Genomic DNA, 18,511 nt, shown 5'->3' with positions numbered 1-18,511 from the left:
GTATCCGATGCGGCTCCCGCGTTTTATTCTGAATTTCGCCATGCTGGCGATCCTGCTGCTGGCGGCGGCCTTGAACGGCTATGTGCATGTTTTCCTGCGCGCCGATGCCGAGGAAGAGGAAATTGCAGTGATGGAGCGGCTGGCCCGCATCCATGGCCAGGATATTGAAAGCACCCTGGCCTCGATCCGCTACTCGCTGGAAAAGGCCGCCCTGCTGCACCGGATCGAAAGCCAGGATGGCCAAGCCTATCATATCGAGCTGAAGCGGCTGGAAAACGAACTGAGCCATGTGCGGGCGATTGGCATCGCCGACATGACCGGCAAGGTGCGGCATTCCTCGCGCAGCTATCCGCCGCCCAATGTGTCGCTCGCCGACCGTGACTACGTCTCGTATTACATCAAGGGCGGCAATCAGCCGTATTTCCTCAGCAGCCCGGTGCGCAATATTGTGGATGGGGGATGGCAGATCAGCATGTCTGTGCCATTGCGCGATGCCGGCGGCCAGACCATCGGCGTAGCCACGGCAGTGATTGATCCGCAGCAATTCGGTCGTGAATTCGGTGCTTCCGCCGCGCAGGGTGATACTGTCACCCTGCTGGATCGCAATTTCCGCATGATCGCCCGCCACCCCTGGCGCGAGGCAGCTATCGGGCAATCCTTTGGCGATATTCCAGCCTATGCCCGCATGCATGCCAACCCGGCCCTGGCCACCCAGAGCGGCCTGTTCAGGAATCCCTTTGTTGGCGACATGCGTTATGCTGCTGTCCGCCGCATCCAGGATGGCGCCCTGGTGGTGTCCACCTCGCGTGCGCAGGCGGTGGCACTGAAAGGCTGGCGCCAGCTGGCCTGGATGATCGGCCTGGCCTCGGCTGCCATTGTATTGCTCGCCATTGCCGCCACCTGGCAGGCGCGGCGCCGGCTTGAAAGCGAAGCGCGCAAGACCGCGTCGCTCGGCTCGCTGAACCGGCAATTGCAGGAACAGACCAACCATGCTGAAAGGCTGGCGGCGGCAAAGAGCGAATTCCTCGCCACCATGAGCCATGAAATCCGCACGCCGATGAACGGTGTGCTGGGCATGGCGCAGGCGTTGCAGGCGATGCCGCTGGATCCGAAGGCGCGCGAAGCCGCCGAGATCATCACCGAAAGCGCCACCAGCCTGCTCGCGGTGATCAATGATGTGCTGGATTATTCGCGGCTGGAGGCCGGCAAAGTGGCGATAACGCCGGCCGCCTTCAAGCTCCGGCCGTTGCTGGCCGGGGTTGAGGCATTATTCACCTCGGCCGCCCAGGCCAAGGGGTTGGAGCTGCGGTTTGACCTGGCGCCCGATGTGCCGGCCGCCATTGTCAGCGATGAATCGCGGCTGCGCCAGATGCTGGTCAATCTGATCGGCAATGCGGTGAAATTCACCGAAACCGGCTTTGTTGCGGTTGGCGTGACCTGCGCCGCCGGCCCGGCCGGTGCAGCGGTGCTGCGTTTTGCTGTGCGCGATAGCGGCCCGGGCATCGCCGCCGAGGCGCAGGCGCGGATTTTTGATCGCTTCACCCAGGAGGATGCTTCCACCAGCCGACATTTTGGCGGTGCCGGCCTGGGGCTGGCGATCACCCGCCGGCTGGCCGAACTGCTCGGCGGCCGCATCGGTTGCGACAGCCGCAAGGGCGAAGGCGCGCTGTTCTGGATCGAATTGCCGCTGCAACCGGCCGAACAGCAGGCAGTGAGCGATGGTCCTGCCGGCGCCCGGGGCCAAACTATACCGGCTGCGTCAGAGGCCACACCCGGCGCGGCGCGGCTGCTCTGTGTTGACGATAATCTGGTCAATCGCCGCACCTTGCAGGCGCTGCTCCAGCCTTTTGGCTTCCAGATCACGCTGGTGGAGAGCGGCGAGGCAGCCCTAGTGGCGGCGCGCAGCAACCGCTTTGATCATGTGCTGCTGGATATCCATATGCCGGGCATGGACGGGTTTGAAACCCTGCGCGCCTTGCGCAAACTGCCCGGCACAGCCAATGCCCGTATCCTGGCGATGACCGCCGATGTGATGCCGGAAGCAGTTTTGCGCTACGAAAGCGCCGGCTTCCATGGCGTGGTGGCGAAGCCGCTGATCATCAAGGATCTGATCAGCGCCCTCGCCCAACCGGCCTGATTATAGCCTGGTCCGGCCTTACGCCTGGCCGCCCTGCTGCGCCTGCAATTCCTTGCTGCGCTGGTATTGCGCCACGAAATCGATCGGATCGAGCATCAGCGGCGGCACGCCGCCATCGCGGGTCACATCGGCAATGATGCGGCGGGCGAACGGGAACAGGATGCGCGGCGCTTCCACCAGCAGCAGCGGCTCAACATGCTCCTCGGGGATGTTTTGCAGCGTGAACAGGCCGGCATAATGCAGGTCGGCCACAAAGGCGGCTTCCTCGCCATGCTTGGCTTCCACCAGCACCCGCAGAACCACTTCAAACAGGTCGTCGGTGACCTTCTGCGCCTGGGTGCCGATATTCACCCCGATCTGCGGCGCTTCGTTGATGGTGAAGGTGCGCGGCGCCATCGGGTGCTCGAAGGACAGATCCTTCACATATTGCACATTGACGCTGAAACGCGGCGCCTGATCGGGTACTTCGCTCATCGTATGGTGTCTCCAGGTTGAGGCGGTGAGCGCTAACATGAATTTGCCGGCCCCACAAGCCGCCCCATCTGCTACAATCCCTCTTGGCGGATTGCCGCGTAAAACCTACATATAGGTTATTCCCGGTGGCCGCTGGCCTGGACCGGGTCCGGCAGAGCGGATAGACTTGAAAAATCATGGGCGATAGCGGTTTCCAGTTTCTCGACATTCTCCTGCTCGGCGCCATTGCCGTGTTCATCGCCCTGCGCCTGCGTGCCGTGCTTGGCCAGCGCACCGGGCATGAGCAGCAGCGCCGCGGCCCGCTGGCCGGCGGCAACGAAAGCCCGGCCGAAAGCGGCGACAATGTGATCGCCCTGCCGCGCCGCGATGGCGCGGAAGAGGCAGAAGCCACGCCGCCTGATGCCAAGGAGGCGCGCATCCGCGCCGCCGATCCCAGTTTCCGCAGCGACGATTTCCTCAAGGGCGCTGCCTGGGCCTATGAAATGGTGGTGGGCGCCTTCGCGGCTGGCGACAAGCCGGCCCTCAAAGGCATGCTGTCGCGCGATGTGTTTGCCGATTTTGAAAAGGTGATCGACGACCGCGCCCGCCAGGGTCAGACCCAGGAAACCACCTTTGTCGGCCTGAAGAATGTTGAGATCGTTGATACCGCGCTGAATGGCCGCACTGCCGAAGTGACGGTGCGGTTCCAGAGCGAACTGATTTCCGCCACCCGCGACCGCAACGGCGCGGTGATTGCCGGCGACCCGCAGGCAGTGGAACAGGTGACCGATATCTGGACCTTCGCCCGCGACACCCGTTCGCGCGATCCGAACTGGACCCTGATCGCCACCTCCAGCCCGGGCTGAGCCGGCTTGCTGCGCAAAACCGCCTTTCTTGCGCTTGCCCTGCTGGCGGCAAGCTGCGCGCCGCGTGTGCCGCAGCAGCAACAGCCGGGTGCTGCCCCCGAACCGCCGAAAGCCCCGGCCATTGCCTTTGCCCCGGCCAGTTTCGCCGATCTGCCCGGCTGGCAGGGCGACCGGCTGACCGAGGCCTTGCCGGCAATCGCCGCTTCCTGCCCGCGCATCCTGGCCCAGGCCGGCAAAAGCGGCCCGGATGGTTTTGCGGTTTATGGCCGGCCTGAGGAATGGCGCCCGTTCTGCGACGCGGTGGCGCGGCTCAAACCGGCTGATGAAGCCAGCCTGCGCCGCCTGATCGAGGCGGAATTGCAGCCGGTGGCGGTGCTCGGCGACGGCAAGGCCGAGGGCCTGTTCACTGGCTATTACGAACCCAGCCTGAAAGGCAGCCGCCAGCGCCGCCCGGGTTATGACGTGCCGCTCTATCGCCTGCCACCCGATCTGGTGCAGGTTGATCTGGGCCAGTTCCGCCCGGAATGGCGTGGCCAGCGCACCGCCGGGCGGGTCGAAAACGGCTTTCTCCGGCCCTATGACGACCGCACCGGCATCGAGGCCGGCAAACTGGCCGGGCGCGGCCTGGAACTGGCCTGGGCGGCCGATCCGGTGGCAGCGTTTTTCCTGCAAATCCAGGGTTCAGGCCGTATTGAACTGGCCGAGGGCGGGGTCATGCGGGTCGGTTTTGCCGGCCAGAATGGCCATGCCTATACCGCCATTGGCCGGGTGCTGATCGAGCGCGGCATCATGAACCGCGACGAGGTGTCGATGCCGGCCTTGCAGGCCTGGCTGAAGGCCAATCCGGCCGAGGCGCCGGCTTTGCTGCGTGAAAACCGCGCCTATATATTTTTCCGTGAATTGCCGGCGCCGGCCCAGGCTGGTGACGGCCCGCCCGGCGCCCAGGGCCTGGCGCTCAAGCCGGGCCGCTCGCTGGCAGTGGATCGCAGCCATGTGGCGCTTGGCCTGCCGCTCTGGCTTGCCGCCAGCTATCCCGCTGCCCAGCCGCCGCATGCCGATCTGCCGCTCAACCGCCTGATGGTGGCGCAGGATACCGGCGGCGCCATCCGGGGCGGTGTGCGCGGCGATGTGTTCTGGGGCCATGGCGCGGCGGCCGAGGCGATTGCCGGCCGCATGAAACATCCGGGCCGCTATTGGTTCCTGCTGCCACGATCCGTGGCGGCGCGGCTTGGCAATCCGGCATAACGCCACAGATCGGCCAGCAGCCGGCGGAACAGCAGGCCGTAAACCAGCGGCAGGCACAGGCCGCAGGCGGCAATATCCAGGCCCAGCCGCCAGGGCGCCGCCAACTCACCCGGCAGCAGAGGACGCAGCGCCAGCAACGCGCCGGCACAGGCCAGTGCCGCCACTGCCCCGGGCAGCAGCCAGAGCAGGATTTTGCCCGGCGCTATGTGCAGCACGTGCACAGCCAGCCGGACATGCAGCAGCAGGAATAGCAGCGCCCCCAAAGCCGCCGCCGCCGCCGCGGCGCGCAGGTCAAAGCGAACCGCCAGCAACAAGGCGGCGCCGCTCACCAGCAGGGTGAAACACTGAATCCGGAATCGTTCGCGCAGCCGCAAAGCGGCTTCATTTAGCATGGCGAAAAAATGCCCGATCATCGCTGCCGCGCCGCCCAGGCAGAGCCAGGGGATAAGCGGCACAGCGGCGTCCCATTGCGGCCCCAGCAAGGTGGCGACCAGTTCAGGGGCCGCCAGCGCCATGCCGGCACAGACCGGCAGCACCACAGCGGCACCGGTTTCCACCAGCGCGGCGGCGGCGCGGCGCAGCCGGTCCAGGTCATGGCGCCATTGCGCCAGGCCGCCAAACAGCACCTTGGTCACCGTGGTGGCCGGCACTTCCAGCGGCAATTGCACCAGCAGATAAGCCCGGTTGAACAGGCCCAGCGCCACCTCGCCCAGGCCCAGGCCGATGATGGCGGCGGGCAGCCGGGCATGCACCACTTCCAGCACAGATGTGCCAGATAGCGACAGGCTGGCGCGCAGGATCGGGTGTGCCGCCGGCAGGTTCAGGCGCCAATGGGGTTGGTGGCCGGCAAACCAGGCCAGCAGCAGGGTCTGCACCGCGCTTTGCGCCAGCATGCCGGCCACGATGGCATAGGCGCCCCAGCCCTGCACAGCCGCCAGGATGGCCACCAGGCCCGGCCCCAGAAACTGGCTTGCCAGATCGGCGGCAGCCAGCCGGCCAAAGGCAAAATGCCGCCGCAGCAAGGCGCGATACAGCGCCGCCAGCGCGCTGCCGGCCAGCAAAGGCGTGCAGGCCAGCAGGATGCCGGCCAGTTGCCCCTGGTAAAAACCGGCCAGGCCCAGCCCGGCCAGCCCGGCCAGGCCGATGGCGCCCAGGCCAGCCAGGCCCAGGCTGCCCCAGAACACGGCGTCCAGCGCGGTTTCCGGCAGCGTGTCTTGCAGCACAAGGGCGCGTTCCAGGCCACCGAACAGGATCATGCTCAGCGGCGCCACCAGCACCAGCGCGCCGGCCACCAGGCCATACTCGGCCGGTGTCAGCAGGCGGGCCATGATCACGGTGGTGCCGACCTGCAACAGGCCGGAGAGCAACGTGGCCATAACGCTGACCCGCACAGCTTTGATGGTCTTGTCGGCGATGCTCAAGGGCCTGCCAATCGCTTGCAGATGAAGCCTTTACCTAGCAGCGCTGATGCAGCATCGGCAATGTGAAACTCCGATGCCTCAAAATAATACCCGGATATAATTGACACGTGATTTTTATCCGGGTAATAACTGCGGCGGATTTCCTGGAGCAGCAGATGACCACCGAACCAACACCAACCTGCACCGCCTTTGTCGGCAACCGCCGCCTGGCCGGTGGCGACCATGAAAGCGTCGCCCTGGCTTTATGGGCTGAATTGCAGCGTGATCCGACCATGCAGCCGCTGGTTTTTGATGATCAGACCAGCGCGCCGCTGGAATTTGACTTGCGCGGCAGCGAGGCCGAGATGCTGGCCCGGCTGCGCGCCGCTGCTGCCGCTGAAACCGCGCCGGTAGCACGGCCGGGTCCGGGCCGGCCCAAACTTGGCGTGGTGGCGCGTGAAGTCACCTTGCTGCCGCGTCATTGGGATTGGCTCAATGCCCAACCCGGCGGCGCCTCGGTGGCGTTGCGCAAGCTGGTGGAGGAAGCCCGCCGCGCGACAGAGGGCGCCGAAAAGCTGCGCCGCGGCCGCGATGCCGCCTATCGTTTCATGGCCGCCATGGCCGGCAATGCACCGGATTATGATGAGGCGGCGCGCGCCCTGTTTGCCGGTGATGCCGCCGGTTTTGCGCGCCGTATCGAAGCCTGGCCGGCCGATATCCGCGCCCATCTGCAAAAACTCGCCCAGGCCGCCTTTGCTGTTGAGAGCAAGCCATGACCCAGCCCCCCACGATCCCGCCGACTTTCCACCTGATCTGCGGCGCTACCGGCGCCGGCAAGACCACCTATGCCCTGCGCCTGCAAGAGCGTATCGGCGGGCTGCATTTCAGTATCGATGAATGGATGGTCGGGTTGTTCAGCCCGGACAAGCCGGCCAGCATGAGCATTGCCTGGATGGTCGAGCGGGTGGCGCGCTGCGAGGCGCAGATTCTGAAGCTTGCCCTGCAATCGGGCCGCCAGGGTCTGCCGGCGATCCTTGATCTCAGCTTCCTGCGCGCCGAATCCCGCGCCCGTTTCACCACGGCTGCTGAACAAGCCGGGCTGGGCTGCGCCCTGCATGTGCTGGATGTGCCGGCTGAAACCCGCTGGCAGCGGGTGGAGCAGCGCAATGCCGGCAAAGGCGAAACCTATTCGCTCCAGGTCACCCGCCCGATGTTCGATTTTATCGAAACCCTGTGGCAGCCGCCCGGCCAGGCCGAACGCGCTGCCTATCCTGCCTTGCCATAATCAAACACCGCCGCGCCCAGGATCATGTCCACCTGGCGGCCATCGCTGGCCAGCGGGGCGTGGAAACCTTCGAAGGCGATGAAGTCGGCATTGCGCCACCAGAAAATCCGGCCTTCGTTGCTGTAGCAGCGTGGTGCCAGGCAAATCTGGTCATACAGCGTGGTGAAAACCGGCGCATAATCGCCGAACATATCCTGCAAGCGTTTGCCGACATGGCCATCGCCATAGATGCCGCTATGCGCCGTGCCCATCAGGCGCACGCGGTAATCATGGCTGCCATCGGGCAGCAAAGCAGCGTCGATCAGGAAAATCTGCGGCAACAGGCCGCGTAATTCCAGCGGGTCGATGGCGGCGCGGCCGGGCAATTGGCCATCGGGGCCGCATTTGCCCTGCCAGTAATCCCGCAACTGCACCAGCAAGGGATGCCGGGGGGCCTCGATCAAGCGTGCCCCACGCAAAGCTGGCGGGGTTACTGCCAGGCCGGGGCGGCGGCCATCCTTGTCGCTGCTCATGCCTGCCTGCCCACTGCGCCTTGCCGAAACATTTCGGTTTTCCCGGCCATGAAAATTACGGGACAGCCTATCAGGCAATCATGAACAGAATCACACGGGAATATTGTTCATACAGGCGGCGTGGTGTCGCCGGCACCGAGCGGCCGCTGCATCAGCACGGAATCCACCCAGCGGCCGAATTTGAAGCCGATGCTGGGCAATGTGCCGATGGTCTGGAAGCCGAAGGCGGCATGCAGCTGGATCGAGGCGGCATTGGCGCTGTCGCCGATCACCGCGATCATCTGGCGATAGCCGCGTGCCGCGCTGGCCTCGATCAGTGCCGGCAGCAGCCGGCGGCCGATGCCGCCGCGCCGCAGATCGTGGCGCACATAGATCGAATTCTCCACCGTGAAGCGATAGGCCGGGCGGGCGCGATAGGCGCCGGCATAGGCATAGCCCAGGATGGCGCCGCCCTGTTCGGCCACCAGATAGGGATAGCCGGCTTCCAGCAGGGCATCATGCCGGCGGGTCATTTCGGCCAGATCGGGCGGGGTTTCCTCAAACGAGGCCAGGCCGGTGGCGACATGATGCGCATAGATGGCCTGGATTTGCGGCAGGTCGGCCGGCGCCACCGGGCGCAGCCTGATGGTTTCGGACACGGCTCAGACATCCTCGTTATGCAGCGGCGCGCGCTCGAAGCTCGCGGTATAGTTCACCATCTGCTCGTCGCGGATCGCCTGCGCCAGCTCGGCCGGCCGCTCAAATTTCAGCGCATGGCAGAAATCGCTGCGATAGCTGTTGCCCAGTCCATCCTGATAGGCCACTGAACCAACCAGATAAAGCCGGTTCTGGCGGCCTTCAATCAGCCCGGCCAGCATATCGGGCGGAAACGGCCCGCCCGGCGCCTGGCTGGCCAGACTGGTGCCGGGGCCGATGGCCGGCAGCGTGGTGTAGGGCCATTCCTCTTCCTCGGTGAAGGCAAAATGCTCGGTGATCGGATAGGGCAGCACTTTCAGCGCCGCGCTTTGCTGAAGCTGCAAGGCCGGGCTGGCGCCGCGGTTGCGCAGGATGAACTGCCCGCTCACCGGGATATAGGGGCCAAGATTGGCAAGCCCGACCGGCTCGATCACCAGGAAAGGCCGTTGCAGCCGCACCAGGCTGTGTTCCAGCTTGTGCAGGGCTTGCAGCAGGTTTTCGGCCTGCTGCTGCGCCTGCCGGCGGCTTTGCCGCCAGGCCAGATAGCCGGCCGCGCCGCCGCCGCCCAGGGCAGCCATCATCAGCAGCAGCCCGGCCCCGCCGAGCCACCAGATCGCCCGCTGCTGGCTCTGCTGTGCCGCCAGCAAAGCGGCGGCATCGGCCCGCGCTGCCAGGTCAGCCGCCTTGATCTGTTCATCCAGTTGCAGCCCCAGCGCCAGCAGGTCGAGGGTGAAATCCTGGCTGGCATTCTGCGCCCATGTTTGCCGGCTGGCAGCAAAGCCCAGCAAAACAACAGCCAGTAAAGCGGCAAAAATCAGGCGAGAAAATCCAGACATCCTGTGCAGTGCATCCCCCGGTAGCAAGGCCACGATAATATTGTGCCGGCCGGCGCTTGTCTTGCTTGCCGTGGCGAAAAAGCGGTGCCGGCCCGGGCTTGCCGCCAGACTTGCATTTTTGCCGCTGCTGGCCGACAACCAATGCAAACGGCGCGGCAATGTTTCAGCCGCCCGGCAGCCCGGGAGTGCCCCACACCATGCCCGCTTACGCCGAGTATCTCTGATGACCCAGCATGCCTTCCCCGCCGCGCCGGCCGAGCGGCCGCAAAATCCGCGTGTGGCGCTGTTTGTCACCTGCCTAGTTGATCTGTTCCGGCCCAGCGTCGGCTTCTCGGCGGTGCAGTTGCTGGAAAATGCAGGCTGCCGGGTTGAAGTGCCGGAAGCCCAGGTCTGCTGCGGCCAGCCGGCCTATAACAGCGGCGACCGCAAGGACACGGCGGCGATTGCGCGCCAGGTGATCCAGGTTTTTGAGGGTTATGATTTTATCGTGGCGCCCTCCGGCTCCTGCGCCGGCATGCTGCGTGAACATTATCCGGCACTGTTTGCCGGCGATGCGGCGCAACAGGCCCGTGCCGAAGCCTTTGCCGCCAAGGTGTGGGAATTGACCAGCTTCCTGGCCGATGTGCTGCGGGTTGAGGCGGTGGCGGCCAGCCTGCCGGGTGAAACCCGCATCGCCTATCACGATTCCTGTTCCGGCCTGCGTGAACTCGGCATCAAGGCGCAGCCGCGCCAGCTTCTGGCTGGCGTGACCGGGGCCAATCTGGTGGAACTGGAAGGCGCTGAAACCTGCTGCGGCTTCGGCGGCACTTTCTGCGTCAAATATGGTGAAGTCTCGGCCGATATCGCCGGGCGCAAGACGGCGCAGATCGCAGCCAGCGGCGCCGACCTGCTGCTGGCCGGCGATATGGGCTGCCTGATGAACATGGCCGGCAAGCTGAAACGTGAAGGCAGCCGGGTGCAGGTGCGCCATGTTGCCGAGGTGCTGGCCGGCATGACCCAGGCGCCGGCCATCGGCGAAGCCAGTGAGGGCTGAAGCATGAGCATGCAGATCACTTCACCGGCCTTCAAGGATAATGCCAGCAAGGCGCTGAAAGATCCCAATCTGCGCAAGGCAATGGCGATCATCGGCGGCCCGATGGCCAGCCGGCGGGTTGAAACCGCGCGTGAATTGCCGGAATTCGAGGCGCTGCGCGATCAGGGCATGGCGATCAAGCAGCATGTCATGGCGCATCTTGATCTGTATCTGGAGCGCTTTGAGCAGGCGGTGACGGCCAGGGGCGGCCATGTGCATTGGTGCCGCACGCCGCGTGAGGCGCGCGAGACCATCCTGGCTTTGTGCCGCAAGCGCGAAGCCAAGACGGTGACCAAGGGCAAGTCGATGGTCACCGAGGAGATCGGCCTCAACGCCTTCCTGGAACAGCATGGCATCCAGCCGATCGAGACCGATCTGGGCGAATACATCATCCAGCTGGCGCATGAGCCGCCGAGCCATATCATCGGCCCGGCTTTGCACAAGACGCGCGAGCAGGTGGCCGATCTGTTCGAGGAACATCACCCGGATTACGCGCCCAACGGCATCAAGCCGGGCAAACGCTCGACCGAGCCGCAGACTTTGGTGAGTGAGGCGCGCAGCGTATTGCGTGAAGCCTATTTCAAGGCCGATGTGGGCATCACCGGGGCGAATTTCCTGATTGCCGAAACCGGCGCCACGGTGATCGTGACCAACGAGGGCAATGGCGATCTGACCCAGAGCCTGCCGAAGATGCATATCGTTGTTTCAAGCATCGAAAAGGTGATGCCGAATCTGGAGGATGTCAGCACCATCCTGCGCGTGCTGGCACGTTCCGCCACCGGCCAGGAAATGAGCTGCTACACCACGCTGTCCTGCGGCCCGAAGCGGCCGGATGACGTGGATGGGCCGGAGGAATTCCATGTTGTGCTGCTGGATAACGGCCGCAGCGAGATGCTCGGCTCGCCGCTGGAAGACCTGATGCGCTGCATCCGCTGCGGCGCCTGCATGAATAATTGCCCGGTCTATCATTCGGTCGGCGGCCATGCCTATGGCTGGGTTTATCCCGGCCCGATCGGCGCCGCACTTGATCCGCATATGATCGGCCTGGAAGCGGCCCAGCATCTGCCCAATGCTTCCACCTTCTGCGGCAAATGCGAGGAAGTCTGCCCGATGCGGATTCCTTTGCCCAAGATCATGCGGCATTGGCGCGAGCTGGCGCATGACCAGCAGATCACGCCGCCGTTGCAGCGCTGGGGCATCGAGGCCTGGGCCTGGCTGGCGCGGCGCCCGGCTTTGTATCACCTGGCCACGCGGCTCGGCATCGGCCTGCTGGCCGCGCTCGGCCGTCGCAAGGGGCGTTTCGCCAGCCTGCCACTGGCCGGCGGCTGGACCGCAGCGCGGGATTTCCCGGCGCCGCAGGGCGATACGTTTATGGCGCAATGGAAAAAGCGCAAGGGAAGCTGAAATGTCGACAGCGCGCGAGAAGATATTCAGCACCCTGCGCCGTGGCCTCAAGCGCGGCCAGGAAGATGCCGCCAGCTATGATGCTGCCGTGGCCCGGGTCAACCAGCGTATCGGCGCACCACAGCGCAATCTGGTGCCGCAGCGGGCGCAATTGCCGCAGCCGCAGCAGGTGGAATTGTTCATCCAGAAGGCCACGGCGCTCACTGTGACGGTGGATCGGGTGGCGGCGCCGCAGGATGTGCCGGAAGCCATTGCCAATTACCTGGCGCAGCGCAACCTGCCCACCACCCTGCGGCTGGCGCCGCATCCGGATCTGCAGGCGCTGCCCTGGGCCGACAAGCCGTTGCTCAGCATCGAGGCTGGGCCGGGCCGCAGCCGCGATCTGGTCAGTGTCACGCCGGCCTTTGCCGGCATTGCCGAAACCGGCACGCTGATGCTGCATTCCGGCAGCCAGACCGCCACCACGCTGCATTTTGTGCCCGACAACCATATTGTGGTGATGCGCTCCAGCCAGATCACCGGCAGCATGGAAGATGCCTTTGCCAAGCTGCGCCAGAGCATCGGCGGGGTGCAGAACTGGCCGCGCAGCGTCAATCTGGTCACCGGCCCGTCGCGCACCGCCGATATTGAAGGTGTGCCGGTGCTGGGCGCGCATGGTCCGCGCCAGCTGCATATCGTGCTGATCGACGATGCCGCCCAAGAAGGCTGACGCGCGGCCTATCCCCCTGGTTCCCGATGGCGAGATCTGGTCCGCCGTGGCGGCGCAGGCCCGGCCATTGCCGCGCCGGCATGAAAAGATGGTGCCGGATTTGCCGCCGTTGCCAAAAATCCTGCGTCCGGAACGGCCCGGCCCGGCCGATTTCGCCCGCGCCGAAAACCTGCGCAAAGGTCCGGTCAAGCCGGCCGGCAAGGCGGCGCCTAAACAATTGCCGCAGATGGATGGCCGGCTCAAGCAAAGGCTGATCCAGGGCCGCATCCCGGTGGAACAGCGGCTGGATCTGCATGGCCTGACCCTGAAAGAGGCCGAACGCGCGCTTGACCGGCTGTTACGCGAGGCGGTGGCGCGTGGCCAGCGCGGCCTGCTGGTGATCACCGGCAAGGGCCAGCGCGGCAATGACGAGCCGCCGCCGATCTTTGAGCGCCGTGGTGTGCTGCGCGCCTGGCTGCCGGATTACCTGCGCCATGGCCCCTGGCGCGACCAGATTCTCGGCCTGGCCCCGGCACGCCAGGAACTCGGCGGTGCCGGCGCCTTCTTTGTGCTGCTGCGGCGCCAGAGGTAGCCCTTGCTGAAACTGCCCGCCGTTCTGTTATCCCTGCTGCTCCTGCTTTCAGGTTTGCGGTTCGCTTCAGCCGGTGAAATCCAGGCGCATGATTTTGCTGCACCCAGCCTGGGCCGCACGATCCCGGTCTATGTCTATCTGCCGGATGATTATGCCCAGTCCGGGCAGACCTATCCGGTGCTGTATCTGCTGCATGGTTATGGCGGCAGCGAAAGGGACTGGGCCGAACGCGGCGCCTTGCTGCGGGTGGTGGATGACCTGATCCTGCGCGGCGCCATGCCGGCGGCGGTGATCGTGATGCCGGCAGGGGGCGTGTCCTGGTATGTCGATGCCATGGAAAACGCCCTGATCCACGACCTGCTGCCGGCGGCTGAGGCGCGGTTCCGGCTGCGGCCCGAGCGCCAGGCGCGGCTGATCGGCGGCCTGTCGATGGGCGGTTTCGGTGCCTTGCGGCTGGCGCTGAAATACCCGGATTTGTTTGGCGCTGCCGCTTTGTTCAGCCCGGCGATCTACGATCCGGCGCCGCCGGCCAATTCCTCGGCGCGCAAGCCCGGCGTGTTTGCCCCGGCGGGCGGTGCCGATTTTGATGCAAAAATGTGGCAAAAGCAGAATTATCCGCCGCTTCTGGCCGATTTCCTGAAAACCGGCCGGCGCCTGCCGGTCTTCATCGCGTCCGGCGACGATGACGAATACCAGATCGAATTCCAGGCCGCGCTGCTTTACAGCCGGCTGCGCCAGGCCGGCCAGCCGGCCGAATTGCGCATCCTCAATGGCCGCCATGCCTGGCCAGTCTGGGAAGCTGCCCTGCCCGAGGCGCTGAGCTATATCTTCAAGGCGGCCGGCGAATAGCCGGCGTAAAGGTTGGCTCGGCGGCAGGATTCGTTATAGTCCGGGCGATATTTCCAGCCCAGAGGCGCCCCATGCTGCTCCGCAACAAGCTTGTCACCGTCTTCGGCGGGTCCGGTTTCATCGGCCGTTATGTGGTTCAGAAGCTGGTGGAACAGGGCGCCCGGGTGCGGGTGGCGATCCGCCGTCCGGATGAGGGCCTGTTCCTCAAGACCATGGGCGTGGTTGGCCAGATTGAACTGGTGCAGGCCAATATCCGGGTGCCGCGCTCCATCGCCGCCGCGCTCAAGGGCGCCGACATGGCAGTGAATTGTGTCGGCATCCTGGCCCAGGGCGGCAAGCAGAGTTTCCAGGCGGTGCAGGCTTTTGGCGCCGAGGCGGTGGCCAAGCTGGCCGCCGATGCCGGCCTGGCGCGGCTGGTGCATGTCTCGGCCATCGGCGCCGATGCCGACAGCACCTCCGGCTATGCCCGCAGCAAGGCGGCCGGCGAGGCTGGCGTGCTGAAACATTTCCCCAGCGCCACCATCCTGCGCCCCTCGGTGGTGTTCGGCCCGGAGGATGATTTTTTCAACCGCTTCGCCACAATGGCGGCATTCAGCCCGGTTTTGCCGCTGATTGATGGCGGCCATACCCGCATGCAGCCGGTCTATGTCGGCGATGTTGCCGAGGCGGTGCTCGGCGCCCTCACCAACCCGGCCGCCGCCGGCCAGGTTTATGAACTGGGCGGGCCGCAGGTTTACAGCTTCAAGGAACTGATGCAGCTCACCCTGGCGCAGATCGGCAAGGCGCGGCTGCTGCTGCCGGTGCCGGGCATGGCGCTCAAGCCGCTGGCCTTTATGCTGGAAATCCTGCCGCTGCCCTTCCAGGTGCCGATCACCCGTGACCAGATCGAATTGCTGAAAACCGATAATGTGGTGGCCGAGGGCGCCAAGACCCTGGCCGATCTCGGCATCAAGCCGCGCGCCACCGAAGCGGTGCTGGAAACCTATCTCTACCGCTTCCGCCGTGGCGGCGGCAAATTCACGCCGCGATTTAGCTAGGGTGGCATCTTGCCGGGGCTGCGCCATCTCGCCCTGGTGATCGCGCTGCTGCCGGCCATGCCGGTCATGGCTCAGGATGACATCGGCTATGCCAGTGCCCTGGATGCCCTGGCGGCATTGCGCGCCATGCCGGGCGCCGGCACATTGTCATTGTCTGGCGCCAATAACACGTTTTTCCTTATCACCGAGCCGGGCGGCGCAGTCACTTGGCGTTTCACCACGGAAACCGACCCGGCTCACCCCGCGGCGATCCGGATGTCGACGGAGACACGGGATGGGCAGCGGTTTCGCCTGCTGCGTTTCCGCTGTGACGGGGCTGAAGCTGCCTGCGCGCAGTTGATCCAAAATTTCACTGCCGAAGACGCGCGCCTTAACCCGCGGGCGCAGCGCCTGAAAGAATAGCCATTCCGGTTGGATGGCGCCCGGGAATTGTCTTTAAATGCTGGAAAACAGGCATAAAAAATAGTACCGTTTCGGTATTATTATATTGGCCGGTTTGGTTCGCCTCGGGCTGTCATCCGACTTGCTGACGGCGAAATAAAATTATTAGTCATAAATGCTGACCTATTGGCGTTTTTATGCTTGCAGACTCCCTCCTCGCACAATAAAAGAAGTGCATAGCCTCGCTTTGTCCAGATTATCGGGACGGTTCCCGATCCGGATGGCGGGGCTTTTGTTGCCCCGTTTTTATGCCCCCAGCGGGCTTTGCCCGCCGCTTAAGACCACCCCCGGCGGGCTTGGCCCGCCGCCTTAGACCAGGAGTCCCGGCCATGGCCGAGAAGATGCTGAAATTTGTTTCGCTGGCGCAATCGACCCCCGACAAGCGGGCTGCGGCGGAACGGGCCAAGGACTTCGACGAGATTTACCGTGAGTTTGCTGCCGAAAAGGCCGGCCAGCAGGCCTCGCGCTGCTCACAATGCGGCGTGCCGTTCTGTCAGGTGCATTGCCCGCTGCACAACAATATCCCCGATTGGCTGCGCATGACCGCCGAGGGCCGGCTGGAGGAAGCCTATGAGCTGTCCTCGGCCACCAACACCTATCCGGAAATCTGCGGCCGCATCTGCCCGCAGGACCGGCTCTGCGAAGGCAATTGTGTCATCGAGCAATCCGGCCATGGCACCGTCACCATCGGCTCGATTGAAAAATACATCACCGAAACCGCGTTCAAGAATGGCTGGGTCAAGCCGCCCAAGCCGACCGGCGCGGAACGGCCGCAGAGTGTCGGCATCATCGGCGCCGGCCCGGCTGGCCTGGCTGCCGCCGACCGGCTGCGCCGGATGGGTTATGCCGTGCATGTCTATGATCGCTACGACCGCCCGGGCGGTCTGCTGATCTACGGCATCCCGAATTTCAAGCTGGAAAAGGATGTGGTCGAGCGCCGCAACAAGCTGCTCGCCGATGCCGGCGTGATCTTCCACCTCAATTTTGAGGTTGGCCGCGATGCCAGCCTGGAAGAGCTGCGCAAGCAGCATGATGCCGTGCTGATCGCCACCGGGGTCTACAAGGCGCGCGACATCCAGGCGCCCGGCGTGGGCCTGGGCAATATCGTGCCGGCGATGACCTATCTGACCGCCAGCAACAAGACCGGCCTGGGCGATACTGTGCCGGAATACCAGAGCGGCGCGCTCAATGCCCAGGGCAAGCGTGTGGTGGTGGTGGGCGGCGGCGACACCGCGATGGATTGTGTGCGCACCGCGATCCGCCAGGGCGCTGAAAGCGTGCATTGCCTGTATCGCCGCGACAAGGCCAACATGCCCGGCTCGCTGCGCGAAGTGAAGAATGCCGAGGAGGAAGGCGTCGAATTCGCCTGGCTCACCCTGCCGCGCGCTTTTCATGGTGAAGGCAATGTCACTGCCGTGCGTATCGGCAAGATGAAGCTCGGCCCGGTGGATGCCTCCGGCCGCCAAAGCCCGGTGGAAATTGATGGCGCCGATTATGATCAGCCGGCCGATCTGGTGGTCAAGGCGCTTGGCTTTGATCCGGAAGATCTGCCGGCCTTGTTCAAGGCGCCCAATCTGGAAGTGACGCGCTGGGGCACGGTGAAGGCCAATGCCCGCAGCCACGCCACCAGCCTGCCCGGCGTGTTCGCCGCCGGCGATATCGTGCGCGGCGCCAGCCTGGTTGTCTGGGCGATCCGCGATGGCCGCGAGGCGGCGGATTCGATCCACAGCTATATCCAGGCCAAGGCGGCGCCGGCCGCGCAGGCAGCGGAATAAGGCGGGCTATGCGATGCGCATCTTTCATGCCCTGATCCTCGCCGCGACACTGACACTGCCGGCGGCTGTTCAGGCCCAGCCCCAGCCCCAGGCCCAGGCCCAGGCCCAGGCCCAGCCTGGTGTCGCGCCGGCGATCAACCCCGAGGCGCTGGCGGCGGCGCGGCGCCTGATGGAAGTGTCCAAAATCCAGGCGACGATGGATCAGATGGCCGGTCAGATGCTCGGCATGCTGGGCCAGGCATTAGGCCAGGCCAATCCCGGCAAACAGGCTGAAATCAATCAGGCGATGACCGAGCTGTTCCTGCCGGAATTGCGCGCCAGTCTGCCCGGCCTGCTCGACGAGATGGCCAAACTTTACACGCTGCATCTCAGCGCCGAGGAATTGCGCCAGATCGTCGGGTTTTACGAAACCCCGGCCGGGCGCAAGGTGATCGAGATCATGCCGGCCATCATGCAGCAAAGCATGCTGATGGGCCAAAGCTGGGGCCAGCAGGTGGCGCAGCGCGCGTTGCAAAAGCATGCCGACACGCTGCGCCAGCGCGGCATCACGAATTTGTAAGGTCATCTAACCATGCGATCATTTGCTGCCATAACTTTCTTCTGTGCTGCAACGGCATTGCAGCCCGCAATGGCCTATGCGCAGCCAGCGGTTACTGGCAGCAAATTGCTAGAAGCCTGCGGCCAAAAACAAAAGCAGCAGATGGCTGGCCAAGTGGCGAGTCAATTTGCGCAATATAAGCAAATGCTGCGCAACAAGGCGCCGGATCGTGCCGAAGAGGCAGCAAAACTGGTTGATGCCACCTTCGCCGATTTGGCGGTTGAAATAGTGAGTGAATATAACGCCATCACGGCGGACATGTATGACCGCATTTTCACGCCGCAGGAGCGCGCAAGCCTTGCTGCCCTGTACGACACGCAAGCTGGCTGCCAGTATCTCTGGACAGGTAATGTCTCCGACAGCGCGGAATTGGATAAATTGAAAGCCAACCCTGCCTTTCCGCTGATCAAGCGCCATGTCGATACGATATTTGGCCGCGTTTCCGATCCGATATCGCAGCAAAAAGCTGCTGAATTTGCGCAGAAGCTCAAACCCAAGATGGTTGAAGCGCTGATGAAGAAACGCAGCGAGTGGGAAGTTTTCGGTGCTGATATCGAGGCGTTGTTCCGATGATGCCTAGAGCAGACTGAGCGTCCCTGAAACTACCGGTTACAAAATCTATTGCAGCGCCGATGCGCAATTCAGT

The 18,511-nt window shown here is 64.4% G+C and carries 20 protein-coding genes; 15 read left to right on the top strand and 5 right to left on the bottom strand.

The window, feature by feature from the left end; all coding sequences use genetic code 11:
* Window positions 1–7: 7 nt before the first annotated feature.
* Window positions 8–2,137: a hybrid sensor histidine kinase/response regulator gene (locus tag KBB36_RS02240; protein ID WP_290976250.1), complete on the top strand. Its 2,130-nt coding sequence runs from the start codon at window positions 8–10 to the stop codon at window positions 2,135–2,137.
* A gap of 18 nt (window positions 2,138–2,155) precedes the next feature.
* Here the strand turns inward: KBB36_RS02240 and secB are convergent, their stop codons facing one another.
* Window positions 2,156–2,611, bottom strand: a complete 456-nt coding sequence (gene secB, locus KBB36_RS02235; protein ID WP_290976247.1) for a protein-export chaperone SecB — start codon at window positions 2,609–2,611, stop codon at window positions 2,156–2,158.
* Window positions 2,612–2,787: 176 nt separating this feature from the next.
* Here secB and KBB36_RS02230 point away from each other — a divergent pair, with 176 nt between their 5' ends.
* Window positions 2,788–3,456 carry a Tim44/TimA family putative adaptor protein gene (locus tag KBB36_RS02230; RefSeq protein WP_290976245.1) on the top strand — a complete coding sequence of 223 codons (669 nt, stop codon included), beginning with the start codon at window positions 2,788–2,790 and terminating at the stop codon, window positions 3,454–3,456.
* A gap of 6 nt (window positions 3,457–3,462) precedes the next feature.
* Window positions 3,463–4,701, top strand: coding sequence for an MltA domain-containing protein (locus KBB36_RS02225; protein ID WP_290976243.1), 1,239 nt, complete (start codon window positions 3,463–3,465; stop codon window positions 4,699–4,701).
* On the opposite strand, the gene KBB36_RS02220 is transcribed toward KBB36_RS02225, so the two are convergent.
* A complete protein-coding gene (locus KBB36_RS02220; RefSeq protein WP_290976240.1) occupies window positions 4,647–6,122 on the bottom strand; it encodes an oligosaccharide flippase family protein in 1,476 nt (491 codons plus the stop codon). The genes KBB36_RS02225 and KBB36_RS02220 overlap by 55 nt on opposite strands.
* A 155-nt stretch (window positions 6,123–6,277) precedes the next feature.
* Here KBB36_RS02220 and KBB36_RS02215 point away from each other — a divergent pair, with 155 nt between their 5' ends.
* Window positions 6,278–6,877 (top strand): DUF2239 family protein, encoded by a 600-nt coding sequence (locus tag KBB36_RS02215; RefSeq protein WP_290976237.1) that lies wholly within the window; start codon window positions 6,278–6,280, stop codon window positions 6,875–6,877.
* Window positions 6,874–7,386 (top strand): ATP-binding protein, encoded by a 513-nt coding sequence (locus KBB36_RS02210; protein ID WP_290976234.1) that lies wholly within the window; start codon window positions 6,874–6,876, stop codon window positions 7,384–7,386. Before KBB36_RS02215 ends, KBB36_RS02210 begins: the two co-directional genes overlap by 4 nt.
* Here the strand turns inward: KBB36_RS02210 and KBB36_RS02205 are convergent.
* The 3 genes from KBB36_RS02205 to KBB36_RS02195 form a co-directional block, all read right to left on the bottom strand.
* The gene (locus KBB36_RS02205) at window positions 7,368–7,898 is read right to left on the bottom strand and encodes a PAS domain-containing protein (protein ID WP_290976231.1); all 531 of its coding nucleotides are present in this window, start codon (window positions 7,896–7,898) and stop codon (window positions 7,368–7,370) included. The genes KBB36_RS02210 and KBB36_RS02205 overlap by 19 nt on opposite strands.
* A 107-nt stretch (window positions 7,899–8,005) precedes the next feature.
* Window positions 8,006–8,536, bottom strand: coding sequence for a GNAT family N-acetyltransferase (locus KBB36_RS02200; RefSeq protein WP_290976229.1), 531 nt, complete (start codon window positions 8,534–8,536; stop codon window positions 8,006–8,008).
* A gap of 3 nt (window positions 8,537–8,539) precedes the next feature.
* Window positions 8,540–9,409 (bottom strand): hypothetical protein, encoded by an 870-nt coding sequence (locus tag KBB36_RS02195; protein ID WP_290976226.1) that lies wholly within the window; start codon window positions 9,407–9,409, stop codon window positions 8,540–8,542.
* Between the two features lie 223 nt (window positions 9,410–9,632).
* Here KBB36_RS02195 and KBB36_RS02190 point away from each other — a divergent pair, with 223 nt between their 5' ends.
* The 10 genes from KBB36_RS02190 (at window position 9,633) to KBB36_RS02145 (ending at window position 18,438) form a co-directional block, all read left to right on the top strand.
* Entirely contained in the window at window positions 9,633–10,442 is an 810-nt protein-coding gene (locus KBB36_RS02190) for a (Fe-S)-binding protein (RefSeq protein WP_290976224.1), read from the top strand.
* Window positions 10,443–10,451: 9 nt separating this feature from the next.
* Window positions 10,452–11,885 carry a LutB/LldF family L-lactate oxidation iron-sulfur protein gene (locus KBB36_RS02185; protein WP_290976586.1) on the top strand — a complete coding sequence of 478 codons (1,434 nt, stop codon included), beginning with the start codon at window positions 10,452–10,454 and terminating at the stop codon, window positions 11,883–11,885.
* Window position 11,886: 1 nt separating this feature from the next.
* On the top strand, window positions 11,887–12,594 hold the full coding sequence (locus KBB36_RS02180; RefSeq protein ID WP_290976221.1) for a lactate utilization protein: 708 nt from the start codon (window positions 11,887–11,889) through the stop codon (window positions 12,592–12,594).
* A complete protein-coding gene (locus KBB36_RS02175) occupies window positions 12,575–13,165 on the top strand; it encodes a Smr/MutS family protein (RefSeq protein ID WP_290976218.1) in 591 nt (196 codons plus the stop codon). The genes KBB36_RS02180 and KBB36_RS02175 overlap by 20 nt, the downstream gene beginning before the upstream one ends.
* A gap of 3 nt (window positions 13,166–13,168) precedes the next feature.
* Window positions 13,169–14,014, top strand: a complete 846-nt coding sequence (locus KBB36_RS02170; protein WP_290976215.1) for an alpha/beta hydrolase family protein — start codon at window positions 13,169–13,171, stop codon at window positions 14,012–14,014.
* Between the two features lie 71 nt (window positions 14,015–14,085).
* Window positions 14,086–15,051, top strand: coding sequence for a complex I NDUFA9 subunit family protein (locus KBB36_RS02165; protein WP_290976212.1), 966 nt, complete (start codon window positions 14,086–14,088; stop codon window positions 15,049–15,051).
* Window positions 15,052–15,087: 36 nt separating this feature from the next.
* Entirely contained in the window at window positions 15,088–15,453 is a 366-nt protein-coding gene (locus KBB36_RS02160; RefSeq protein WP_290976210.1) for a hypothetical protein, read from the top strand.
* Window positions 15,454–15,821: 368 nt separating this feature from the next.
* A complete protein-coding gene (locus KBB36_RS02155) occupies window positions 15,822–17,267 on the top strand; it encodes an NAD(P)-dependent oxidoreductase (protein ID WP_290976207.1) in 1,446 nt (481 codons plus the stop codon).
* A gap of 13 nt (window positions 17,268–17,280) precedes the next feature.
* Entirely contained in the window at window positions 17,281–17,826 is a 546-nt protein-coding gene (locus tag KBB36_RS02150) for a DUF2059 domain-containing protein (protein ID WP_290976204.1), read from the top strand.
* Window positions 17,827–17,895: 69 nt separating this feature from the next.
* Window positions 17,896–18,438 (top strand): hypothetical protein, encoded by a 543-nt coding sequence (locus KBB36_RS02145; protein WP_290976203.1) that lies wholly within the window; start codon window positions 17,896–17,898, stop codon window positions 18,436–18,438.
* Window positions 18,439–18,511 lie beyond the last annotated feature (73 nt).

Source organism: Ferrovibrio sp. (assembly GCF_017994015.1).
In the GTDB taxonomy this organism is placed as follows: Bacteria; Pseudomonadota; Alphaproteobacteria; order Ferrovibrionales; family Ferrovibrionaceae; genus Ferrovibrio.
Note: the sequence above shows the minus strand (reverse complement) of the source record. Positions and strands in the feature narration are given on the sequence as shown.